Consider the following 11,064-nt stretch of genomic DNA (forward strand, 5'->3'; position numbering starts at 1 on the left):
CTGGGGGGGAACCGCCGGGGAGGCGGTGGAGAAGACCGCCCGCCAGGTGGCGGGCGGTGCTGCCTGCTGCCGGCCGTCAGCAACGACGGCCGGGGTAGGGCTCAGCCGCGGCGGGCGTAGCCGATGGCGCTGAGCGAGTTGGCGATCTCGTCGAGCGCGGAGGGGTCGTCGATGGTCGCCGGGTCCTTGTAGGCGGTGCCGTCGGCGATCGCCTTCATGGTGCCGCGCAGGATCTTGCCCGAGCGGGTCTTGGGCAGGCGCTCGACCACGGCCACGGTCTTGAAGGCCGCGACCGGCCCGATCTGCTCGCGCACCAGCTTGACCAGTTCCTTCTTGATCGTGTCGTGATCGCGCTCGACCCCGGATTTGAGCACCACCAGACCGAGCGGCAGCTCGCCCTTGAGTTCGTCGGCGGCACCGATCACCGCACACTCGGCAACGTCCGGGTGCGAGGCGAGCACGCCTTCCATCGCGCCGGTCGAGAGTCGGTGGCCGGCGACGTTGATGATGTCGTCGATGCGGCTCATCACGAAGACGTAACCGTCCTCGTCGAGGTAGCCGGCGTCGCCGGTGAGGTAGTAACCGGGCTCGGCCGAGAGGTAGGACTGCACGAAGCGGGTGTCGTTGCCCCACAGGGTCGACAGACAGCCGGGCGGCATCGGCAGGCGGATCATGATGCGACCGATGTTACCGGGTTTGACCGGTTCGCCCTCGTCGTCGAGCACCTGGAGGTCGTAGCCGGGGACGGCGCAGGTCGGCGAGCCGGCCTTGACCGGGAGGCGTTCGATACCGATGCAGTTGGCCGCGATCGCCCAGCCGGTCTCGGTTTGCCACCAATGGTCGACCACCGGCAGCTTGAGGATGTCCTCGGCCCAGTGCAGGGTGTCGGGATCGCAACGCTCGCCGGCGAGAAACAGCGCGCGCAACGAGCTGATGTCGTAGCGCCCGAGGTGCTCGGCCTTGGAGTCGGCGCCCTTGATGGCGCGGAAGGCGGTCGGCGCGGTGAACAGCACCTTGACTTTGTGTTCCTCGACCACGCGCCAGAAGGCGCCGGCGTCCGGGGTGCCGACCGGCTTACCCTCGTAGACCACGGTGGTGCAACCGCGCAGCAGCGGGGCGTAGACGATGTAGGAGTGACCCACCACCCAGCCGACGTCGGAGGCGGCCCAGAACACGTCGCCGGGCTCGACGTCATAGATGTTGCCCATGCTCCAGGCCAGCGCCACGGCGTGACCGCCGTTGTCGCGCACCACGCCCTTGGGCTGGCCGGTGGTGCCGGAGGTGTAGAGGATGTAGAGCGGGTCGGTGGCGGCCACCGAGACGCAGTCGGCCGGCGTGGCGGCGGCGAGCGCCTCGGCCCAGCCGAGGTCGCGGCCCTCGATCAGGGTGCCGGGCTCCTCAGGACGCTGCAGTACGAGACAGTGCTCGGGCTTGTGGTCGGAGAGTTCGATCGCCTCGTCGAGCAGCGGCTTGTAGTGGACGACGCGGTTGGGCTCAATGCCGCAGGAGGCGGCGATGATCAGCTTCGGTTTGGCGTCATCGATGCGAGTGGCCAGCTCGTGCGAGGAGAAGCCGCCGAAGACTACCGAGTGGATGGCGCCGATGCGCGCGCAGCCGAGCATGGCGATCAACGCCTCGGCCACCATCGGCATGTAGATGATCACCCGATCACCCTTGGTCACCCCCTGCGCCTGCAGGGCGCCGGCCAGGCGGGCGACCTGATCCTGCAGCTCGGCATAGGTGATCACCCGCTTGGTGTTGGTCACCGGGCTGTCGTGGATGATCGCGGCCTGGTCGCCGCGTCCGGCGATGACGTGACGATCCACTGCGTTGTAGCAGGTGTTCATCATCGCGCCACTGAACCAGCGGTAGAACGGCTTGTTGCTGTCGTCGAGGACCTTGTCCCACGGCTTGTCCCAGTCGATGAGGCGTGCCGCCTCGCCCCAGAAGGTCTCGGGGTCTTTCATCGATTGCTTGTAGACGCTCTGATAGTCCATCGCTCTATCCTCTGTGTTTGAGATCTGGGCCTCCACTGCATCGATGGAAGGCCGTCTGGAACTCGATGCGTGGCGACATTAGTGCCGTGTAAACGAATTTGCAATCATTCCGTCAATGACCACAAGCGCCAGTGTAGATTTCGACGAGGCAGTCGGAGACTGGATTTGATGAGCGAATACTTGGTATAGGCGGGGCGGGCTTGATCTCTGGTTCATTCCCGGGTATAGCGCGCAATCGTCCTTGAGGGTGATTGCAAATTGTTGTTTTTATTTGCTTTATCGCGTCTTTTTGGTGTGCTTCAATTGCCGAGTTTTCGCAATTTTCTCGCGTGCTCGCAGGATGACTAAGGCTGTCACCTTGAGTGGATTGCGGTGTGTGCGCGTGGTGTGGTCACGGGGCGGGACTTCATTCGCCGGTGGCGAGGGGTTTTCGAGGCGGTGTCGGCGGATCGTGTTGAACGCATGCGCGGGAGGGTCTGCGGGGGTGTTTGCGTAACGTGTCCTTGGTGTGGCGCGCACGACTCGGCATTTTTCTCTTTGTGTACGCAAGGTGCGCGGGGCGTGTGGTAATGGCTGGTGGGGGAGGGGGTGGGTGCCCCGGGCGGGCAGGACCCGTCCGGGGTGGGGCGATCGCTCCGGATCAGCCGGCGATCTCGGCGAATACCTCGGCGGCGGCGTCGAGGGTTGCCTGGATCTCGGCCTCGCCGTGCTCGATCGAGATGAAGCCCGCCTCGAAGGACGAGGGTGCGAGGTAGATACCGCGCTCGAGCATGCCGTTGAAGAAGGCCTTGAAGTGCTCTTGGTTGCAGGCCGTCGCCTGGGCGAACCCGGTGACCGGCTCGGCGCTGAAGAACAGGCCGAACATGGCCCCTGCCTGGTTAGTGGTGAAGGGCACCCCGGCGGCGGCGGCGCGTTCACGCAGCCCGGCGAGCAGCGTGCTGGCGGCGGTGGTGAGACGGTCGTAGAACCCCGGCTCGCTGATCAGCTCGAGGGTCTTGAGTCCGGCGGCCATGGCGATCGGATTACCCGAGAGGGTGCCGGCCTGATAGACCGGACCGACCGGGGAGACGTACTCCATGATCTCGCGCTTGCCACCGAAGGCACCGACCGGCATGCCGCCGCCGATGACCTTGCCGAGGGTGGTGAGGTCGGGGGTGATGCCGAAGTGTCCCTGAGCGCCACCGAGCGAGACGCGGAAGCCGGTCATGACCTCGTCGAAGATGAGCACCGCGCCGTGCTCGGTGCAGACCTCGCGCAGTCCTTCGAGGAAGCCCGGGACCGGCGGGATGCAGTTCATGTTGCCGGCCACCGGCTCGACGATGATGCAGGCGATCTCCGAGCCGATCTTGGCAAAGGTCTCGCGCACCGCGTCGATGTCGTTGTAGGGCAGGGTGATGGTCAGCTCGGCGAGTGCGGCGGGGACGCCGGGGGAGTTGGGCTCACCGAAGGTCAGGGCGCCGGAGCCGGCCTTGACCAGCAGCGAGTCGACGTGGCCGTGGTAGCAGCCCTCGAACTTCACCACCTTGTCACGACCGGTGTAGCCACGCGCCAGGCGCAGTGCGCTCATGGTCGCCTCGGTGCCGGAGCTGACCATACGCACCATCTCCATGCTCGGCACCAGCTTGCAGACGGTGTCGGCCATCTGGGTCTCGAGCTCGGTCGGGGCGCCGAAGGACAGACCCTTGCGCATCCGCTCCTCGACCGTGGCCAGCACCGCGGGGTGGGCGTGGCCGAGGATCATCGGCCCCCAGGAGCCGACATAGTCGACATAGCGCTTGCCGTCGGCGTCGTAGGCATAGGCACCCTCGGCGCGCTCGAAGAACACCGGGTCGCCGCCGACGCCTCGGAAGGCGCGCACCGGCGAGTTGACACCGCCGGGGATGTGGCGCTGCGCGGCTTCGAAGAGTGCATGGGATCGGCTCATCAGGAAGACTCCTTGGGGAACAGTGAAGTGTAGGCGCGGGCCGCGGCACCGATGTCCGGCGCCGTGAAGACTCCGCTGACGACGGCGAGCATGTCCGCCCCCGCCGCGATCAGCAAACCGCCATTTTGTGGTGTGATCCCCCCGATCGCAACTCGCGGCAGCGGGATTTCGCGCCGCGCGGCGGTGAGCAGCGCCGGGGTGGCGCGCACCGCCGCGGGCTTGGTCGGCGAGGCGAAGAAGCTGCCGAAGGCGACATAGCTCGCCCCGGCCGCCGCGGCCTGGTGGGCGCGCTCGAGGTCGTCGTAGCAGGACACGCCGATGATCGCTTGCGCCCCGAGCAGGGCGCGGGCGGCGCGCGGGTCGCCGTCCTCGCGCCCGAGGTGGACGCCGTCGGCGGCGATGCGTGCGGCGAGCGCGATATCATCGTTGATGATCAACCGCGCGCCGCCGGCGCGGCAGCAGGCAAGCAGTGCGCGAGCCTGTTGTTCGCGCGCGTGCGCGTGCGCGTGCGCCCCTTTGTCACGATACTGGATCAGCCGAGCGCCGCCGGCGATGGCCTCGGCCACGCACGCGGTGAGTGCGCGGGGGGCGGTAGTGGTGGGGGTGATGGCATAAAGCCCGCGCAATGCCTGGCTCATGGGTGTCGCAGGGCGTAGAAGCGGTTGGGGGTGAGTTGGCAGCGTCCGGTGCGGAAGGCCTGGTCGAGGGTGTTCCAGGTGTACTCCTGGGCCCCGGCTACCGCCTCGACCATCGACTCGCCCCTGGCCAGGCGCACCGCGATGGCGCTCGCCAGGGTGCAGCCGGAGCCGTGGTACTCGCCCGCTAGCCGTGGCCAGTGCCACTCATGTCGTGCGCCACTGCGTCCGTAGAGACGGTTGGTGACCTGCTCGGTGCTGTCGTGGGTGCCGGTGATCAGCACCCAGCGCGCGCCGGTGGCGAGCAGCCGCTCGGCGCACTGGTCGGGTGACTGGTGATCGGTGAGGGTGCGGGCCTCGGGCAGGTTGGGGGTCACCAGGGTGCTGCGTGCGATCAGGTTGTGACGCAGCTGATTGAGCACCGCGGCATCGGCGACGCGCTGACCGGTCCCCGAGGCGAGCACCGGGTCGAGCACCAGTGGCAGCTCGGGGTGCTCGTCGGCGAGGGTGGAGATCACGCGCACCGCGCGCGAGCTGCCGAGCAGCCCGATCTTGATCGCGCGTGGTGCGCTATCAGCGATCAGGGTGCGGCACTGGGCCTCGAGCTGCTCGCCCGGCTGGGCATGGATGGCGCGCACGCCGCAGGTGTCCTGATCGGTCAGCGCGCTGATCGCGCTCACCGCGAAACCGCCGTGTGCGGCGATCGTCTCGGCATCGGCCATGATGCCGGCGCCACCGCTCGGGTCGTGTCCGCCGATGCAGAGCACCACCGCTCGCTCAGCGCTGTCATTGATCATTCGAGATATCTCCGCGAGAGGCCCCGCGCGCTGGCGCGGGGCGTGGTGGCCGACAACAGCGCGGCGGCCATCGGTTGACGCCGGTGACAGGCGCGGGCAGCCGGCGGCGACGGACCGTTGACGTCGTCGACACGGCTGCTGGCCAACGCTGCCCGGCATACTGGTGTGCGCCCGTCGTGGCGGTCATCGGCGTTGAAAGCCGCAGGGTCTCCCCCGATTCTGTTCATTCGGTATTTAACCGCGCGCGCCGGCTGGGTGTCGACACCGGGCCGCTCGACGCGGGGAAACGCGAGGCTGTAACCGATGAAGACCTATCTCTGTATCGTCTGCGGGTTGATCTACGACGAGGCCGAGGGCTGGCCCGAGGACGGCATTGCCCCTGGTACCCGTTGGGCCGATGTGCCGGCCGATTGGCGCTGTCCGGAGTGCGGGGCGGGGAAGGAGGATTTCGAGATGGTCGAGGTCTGAGACCCCGTCCGATCGAAGGGGTTGGGTCGAGTGGCGGTCACTGGGCCGTGTTCTCGGCTACACTCCCTGACATGGAAGTCCTTACCCGCCCATCACCCCCCGCCGAAGCGCCCTGCGGTGAACTCGTCACCCTGGCGCGGCGCTACTGTGCCCTGATCGAGTCCTCGACCCGGGGGGCGCTGCATTGGTTGCCCGAGGTCGCCGAGCTACTGCCTCGGCTGCAGGCGCTGATGGCCTCATTGAGCGCCAGCGGGTTGAATGCCGGACATGTCCCCCCGGTCGATCTCGACGCCCGCTTCGAGCTCTTCTCCCACCTGCATCGCCTGCTTGCCGATCGTGATGGTTATTGGCTCGAGTTCGATCTCGCCAGCGAGGGGCGCGAGGCGATGTCCGGCAGCCTCGCCGATGACCTCACCGATATTTATTGCGAACTCAAGGGTGGGTTGTGCGCCTACGACGCGGATCCGGAGTGGGCGTTGGCGGCTTGGTGTGCCGGCTACGAGCTGCACTGGGCTCGCCATCTGCTCGACGCCGAACGCCATCTCTCGATGCTGATCGCCGACGGACGTCTCTGATCGGCGTGTCTACCTTGCACTTGCTGGATGACCCCGGTGGCTTTTGCTATGCTCGAAAGCCATTTTTTCCGTTTTCTGAAGAAGAGGTTCGCCCCACATGTCCGCAGCGCTCACCGACGCGGAGCTGACCCTGACGGCGCCGGCCCAGGCGAAGATGCAGGAGTTGTTTTCACAGGTCGACGCGACCGTGCAGGGGGTGCGTGTGTTCGCCTCGCCCGGCGGCTGTAGCGGCGTCAGCTTCGGCATGACCTTTACCGATGCCGTCAACGACAACGACGGCGTGCTCGAGTGCGACGGCTTCAAGGTCGTGGTCGACGACGGTACCCTCGAATATCTGCGTGGCGTCGAGATCGACTTCTCCGACGATGGCGAGGGTTCGGCTACCTTCGTCTTCAACAACCTCCCCCAGCTCCCGGGTGGTGGTTGTTCCAGCTGCGGTTCCGGTGGCGGTTGCAGCTGATCCTTCCCCGGATTCGGGCGCGCCGGTTCCGTCCGGCGGCCGCGATCGCCTAGGCGGCGGTCCGTACATCGATCCCATGCGGGATGCGCACGCATCCCGTGTCCGTCCGCCGCACCCCATGGCTGGCGTGATCTCGTACCCATCGTGTCCTTCCCGCGTCGGGTTGATCCGGCAGCCGGGGCCCGGCCCCCATCTGTCGCGCGCGTCGGTGCCTGACGAGGGCTGTGTCGCCCGTAGCCGCGCGTCGTCTTGCATTCTATCTATACAGTGGATTCTCGTCGTGTGCGGCCCGCCGCAGGTCCGTGCATGGAGGCTTGAGCATGTTTAAGGTTGGTATCGTTGGTGGCACCGGGTATACCGGGGCCGAGTTGCTACGCATCCTGGCGCCTCACCCCGAGGTAGAGATCGCGGTCATCACCTCACGAGGTGAGGCCGGGGTGCCGGTCGCCGAGCTGTTTCCGCATCTGCGTGGTCATGTCGACCTGTGCTTTACCGCGCCCGATCCCGAGATCCTCGCCGATTGCGATCTGGTGTTCTTCGCCACCCCCAACGGGACGGCGATGAAGCTGGTCCCCGAGCTGCTGGCGCGCGGTACCCGGGTGATCGACCTCGCTGCCGATTTCCGTATCAAGGATATCGCCGAGTGGGAGCGCTGGTATGGGATGTCGCACGCCTGCCCCGAGCTGGTGGCCGAGGCCGTCTATGGCCTGCCCGAGGTCAACCGTGATCAGATCCGCGAGGCACGTCTGGTGGCCAACCCCGGCTGTTATCCGACGGCGGTGACCCTCGGGTTGTTGCCCTTGCTCGAGGCCGGCGTGGTCGACCCGTCGTGGTTGATTGCCGATGGTAAATCGGGGGTCAGCGGGGCCGGGCGCAAGGCCAAGGTCGGTCAGCTGATGGCCGAGGTCGGCGAGAGCTTCAAGGCCTATGCCGCCGGTGGCCACCGCCACGGCCCGGAGATCACCCAGAACCTGAACGGCGTCGCCGCCGCGCCGGTTAATCTCACCTTCGTGCCTCACTTGGTGCCGATGGTGCGCGGCATCGAGGCCACGCTCTACGCTCGCGAACTCGAGCCGGGCCGGGACCTGGAGGCGATCTATGCGCGCCGTTATGCCAGCGAGCCCTTCGTCGACCTGATGCCGGCCGGCTCGCACCCCGAGACCCGTACCGTACGCGGCTCCAACCTGTGTCGTATCGCCGTCACCCGTCAGGGCGCGAGCGGTGTCGTCGTGGTCCAGTCGGTGATCGACAATCTGGTCAAGGGTGCTGCCGGTCAGGCGGTGCAGAACATGAACCTGATGCTCGGGCTCGATGAGGCACTCGGGCTCGGCGCCTTGGCGCTGCTACCCTGAGCGGCCGATGGCGAGCGGTGGCGGGCGTCCTGATCGATTGTTCGCGCTGCTCGCCGGGGTCGGCCTCATGGCGTTTACCTTCGGGGTCGGCTACGAGTTCGGGCGTATTCCGGCGCGGACCCTGCTCGAGCCGCAATTGGCCGCACGCACGGTCGAGCGCGAGACGCTGCAGCGCGAACTCGATGCCGCCCGCCAGCAGGCCCTGATCCTCGCGCGTGAACGCATTATCGAGCGCGAGACGGTGCAGGGGCTGCAGCAGCGGTTGGAGGTGGCGCAGGCGGTCCGACTCGAGCAGGCACGCGAGCTGTCCTACCTCAAGCGTCTGGTCCTGGCCGGCGACAAGGGGGCAGTGCGCGCCCACGACCTGCGCCTGTCGGCGCTGTCACAGCCCGGTCGATACGGCTATGACTTCCTCCTCACCCAGCTCGTCGATGGGGTCGGTCGGGTCCAGGGGCGGGTGAGTCTGGTGGTCGAGGGGGTGATGGTCGGTGCGGGCGCCGAGCCGGTGCGCTGGTCGCTCGACGAACTTGACGCCGAGCCGGCGGCGATCGCCATGGACTTCGAGCACTATCAGCACTGCTCGGGCTGGCTCGAGTTGCCCGAGGGGTTTGTCCCGCAGTTGGTCGTTATCCGGGTCGAGCCGTCCGGCGAACACCTGGCCGCGACCAGTGCCTCCTTCCCTTGGCCGTTGCGGCTGGCCGATTAGGCGTCAAGCGTCCCGGTGACCGTCATGGTTGAAGCCAGGGTCGGTGGGACGCATCTCGACGGGCATCACCATCGTTATGAGGATTCCCGTGTCATGAGCGCCGATGCCGCTACCGATGCTCCACTGATCTTCACCCCATCGGCTGCCTCGAAGGTGGCGGAGCTGATCGCCGATGAGGGCAATCCGGGGCTGATGCTGCGCGTCTATATCCAGGGCGGCGGTTGCTCGGGGTTTCAGTACGGCTTCACCTTCGAGGAGCATACCGAGGAGGGTGATACCGAGGTCGTAACCGATGGGGTCAAGCTGCTCGTCGATCCGATGAGCATGCAATATCTGATGGGGGCCGAGATCGACTACACCGAGGGCCTGCACGGCGCCCAGTTCGTGATCCGCAACCCCAACGCCACCACTACCTGTGGCTGCGGGTCCTCGTTCTCGGCCTGAGCCGGTTCAGCGCGTCCCAGTGGAGGGGGCGGGGTCGTCGTTCAGGTCCGCTTGCAGCGGTGGGAGCTCCAGCGGGATGACACGCGCATCGGTGTCGACCGCTTGAGGGCCGCCCTGGGGCATGTGCTCAAACCACCAGTAGACACCGTAACCGCTCCCGCCGAGTACTGCTAGCAGCAGTAGGGTTGGGAGTACGCGTGGTCCGCGTCTGCGGCGGGGCCGTAGCGAGATATCGCTCTGCCTGAATTTGTAGTCGCGCATAATCTTTATGTTTTACAATGGGATAGGGCTTTATTTTCGAATACTAGTGTAGTCTCAAAGCCCGTCCTCTCACAAGGACGGTTGGTGGCGTCGATGAACGCGGGCGATTGCGCTTGAGTCCCCTTGGGTGGCGTCGTAGGCTCTTCCCTTTGCGTCCAAGGGCGCGCCATAGCTGAGAAGACACGATAACGATGGAAGCACTCGACCACGCCCTCGCGCTCATCAAGCGCGGTACCGATGAGATCCTCGTCGAGGATCTGTTGCGCAAGAAGCTCGCGCGTGGAGGGTCGCTACGCATCAAGGCCGGGTTCGATCCGACCGCGCCCGATCTGCACCTCGGTCATACGGTGCTGATCAACAAGCTGCGCCAGTTCCAGGACCTCGGCCACGAGGTGTTGTTCTTGATCGGCGATTTCACCGGCATGATCGGCGACCCCAGCGGTAAGAGCGCTACCCGCCCACCGCTCACCCGCGAGCAGATCATGGAGAACGCTGCGACCTATCGTGAGCAGGTCTTCAAGATCCTCGACCCCGACCGTACCCAGGTCATCTTCAACTCGCAGTGGATGGACGAACTCGGGGCCGCCGGGCTGATCCAAATCGCTGCCCGCCACACGGTGGCGCGCATGCTCGAGCGCGACGACTTCGACAAGCGCTACAAGAGCGGCCAGCCGATCGCCATCCATGAGTTCCTCTATCCGTTGATCCAAGGCTACGACTCCTGTCAGCTCAAGGCCGATGTCGAGCTTGGCGGTACCGATCAGAAGTTCAACCTCTTGGTGGGGCGTCAGCTGCAAGAGAGCTTTGGTCAGGAGCCGCAGGTGGCGATCACCGTGCCGATCCTCGAGGGGCTCGACGGGGTGCAGAAGATGTCGAAGTCGCTCGGCAACTATATCGGTATCACCGAGGCGCCCAGCGAGATGTTTGGCAAGATCATGTCGGTGTCCGACACCCTGATGTGGCGTTACTTCGTGTTGCTCAGCCGACGTGAGATGCGCGAGATCGAGGCTTGGCAACAGGCCGTCGAGGAGGGGGCCAATCCGCGTGACATCAAGTTCGAGCTGGCGCTCGAGCTGGTGGGGCGCTTCCATGGTCAGGAGGCTGCGCGCCACGCGAAGGAGGAGTTCATCGCGCGCTTCCAGCAGGGGGCGATGCCCGAGGAGATCGAGTCGCTGGCGGTGGCGCCACAGGCTGATGGTGGGCTGCCGATCGCCAACCTGCTCAAGGAGGCCGGTCTGGTGAAGAGCACCTCTGAGGCGATTCGCATGATCGGTCAGGGAGCGGTCCGGATTGATGGTGAGCGTATCGAGGATACCCACCTGGTCTGTGCCTCTGGCTCCGAGCACGTCTACCAGGTCGGCAAGCGCCGCTTCGCGCGCGTGCGCGTTTCATAAGATGCGCGGAAGCCCCGTTCCTACTCGAGACGGGTAGGAACGGGGCTTTTC

Annotated in this window: 11 protein-coding genes; 7 read left to right on the top strand and 4 right to left on the bottom strand. The window is 66.2% G+C overall.

Annotated elements, in window-relative coordinates; all coding sequences use genetic code 11:
• Nucleotides 1-101 precede the first annotated feature (101 nt).
• The 4 genes from HF203_RS14120 to thiD form a co-directional block, all read right to left on the bottom strand.
• The gene (locus HF203_RS14120; protein ID WP_425483212.1) at nt 102-2,021 is read right to left on the bottom strand and encodes a propionyl-CoA synthetase; all 1,920 of its coding nucleotides are present in this window, start codon (nt 2,019-2,021) and stop codon (nt 102-104) included.
• Nucleotides 2,022-2,637: 616 nt separating this feature from the next.
• On the bottom strand, nt 2,638-3,921 hold the full coding sequence (gene hemL, locus HF203_RS14125; RefSeq protein ID WP_168670745.1) for a glutamate-1-semialdehyde 2,1-aminomutase: 1,284 nt from the start codon (nt 3,919-3,921) through the stop codon (nt 2,638-2,640).
• Nucleotides 3,921-4,559, bottom strand: coding sequence for a thiamine phosphate synthase (thiE, locus tag HF203_RS14130; protein ID WP_168670746.1), 639 nt, complete (start codon nt 4,557-4,559; stop codon nt 3,921-3,923). The genes hemL and thiE overlap by 1 nt, the downstream gene beginning before the upstream one ends.
• On the bottom strand, nt 4,556-5,353 hold the full coding sequence (gene thiD / locus HF203_RS14135; RefSeq protein WP_168670747.1) for a bifunctional hydroxymethylpyrimidine kinase/phosphomethylpyrimidine kinase: 798 nt from the start codon (nt 5,351-5,353) through the stop codon (nt 4,556-4,558). The genes thiE and thiD overlap by 4 nt, the downstream gene beginning before the upstream one ends.
• Before the next feature lie 303 nt (nt 5,354-5,656).
• On the opposite strand from thiD, the gene HF203_RS14140 reads away from it, so the two are divergent.
• The 7 genes from HF203_RS14140 (at nt 5,657) to tyrS (ending at nt 11,013) form a co-directional block, all read left to right on the top strand.
• Nucleotides 5,657-5,821 carry a rubredoxin gene (locus tag HF203_RS14140; RefSeq protein ID WP_005221727.1) on the top strand — a complete coding sequence of 55 codons (165 nt, stop codon included), beginning with the start codon at nt 5,657-5,659 and terminating at the stop codon, nt 5,819-5,821.
• A gap of 71 nt (nt 5,822-5,892) precedes the next feature.
• Nucleotides 5,893-6,396, top strand: coding sequence for a DUF5063 domain-containing protein (locus tag HF203_RS14145; RefSeq protein ID WP_168670748.1), 504 nt, complete (start codon nt 5,893-5,895; stop codon nt 6,394-6,396).
• Nucleotides 6,397-6,493: 97 nt separating this feature from the next.
• A complete protein-coding gene (locus HF203_RS14150; protein ID WP_168670749.1) occupies nt 6,494-6,856 on the top strand; it encodes a HesB/IscA family protein in 363 nt (120 codons plus the stop codon).
• A gap of 320 nt (nt 6,857-7,176) precedes the next feature.
• Nucleotides 7,177-8,208 (top strand): N-acetyl-gamma-glutamyl-phosphate reductase, encoded by a 1,032-nt coding sequence (gene argC / locus HF203_RS14155; RefSeq protein ID WP_168670750.1) that lies wholly within the window; start codon nt 7,177-7,179, stop codon nt 8,206-8,208.
• A gap of 7 nt (nt 8,209-8,215) precedes the next feature.
• Nucleotides 8,216-8,914: a DUF6776 family protein gene (locus HF203_RS14160; protein ID WP_168670751.1), complete on the top strand. Its 699-nt coding sequence runs from the start codon at nt 8,216-8,218 to the stop codon at nt 8,912-8,914.
• Nucleotides 8,915-9,007: 93 nt separating this feature from the next.
• Nucleotides 9,008-9,358, top strand: a complete 351-nt coding sequence (gene erpA / locus HF203_RS14165; protein ID WP_168670752.1) for an iron-sulfur cluster insertion protein ErpA — start codon at nt 9,008-9,010, stop codon at nt 9,356-9,358.
• A 452-nt stretch (nt 9,359-9,810) separates the two neighbouring features.
• Nucleotides 9,811-11,013, top strand: a complete 1,203-nt coding sequence (gene tyrS / locus HF203_RS14170) for a tyrosine--tRNA ligase (RefSeq protein ID WP_168670753.1) — start codon at nt 9,811-9,813, stop codon at nt 11,011-11,013.
• Nucleotides 11,014-11,064: the final 51 nt, after the last annotated feature.

Origin of the sequence: Marichromatium bheemlicum, from assembly GCF_012276755.1 — a bacterium.
In the GTDB taxonomy this organism is placed as follows: domain Bacteria; phylum Pseudomonadota; class Gammaproteobacteria; order Chromatiales; family Chromatiaceae; genus Marichromatium; species Marichromatium bheemlicum.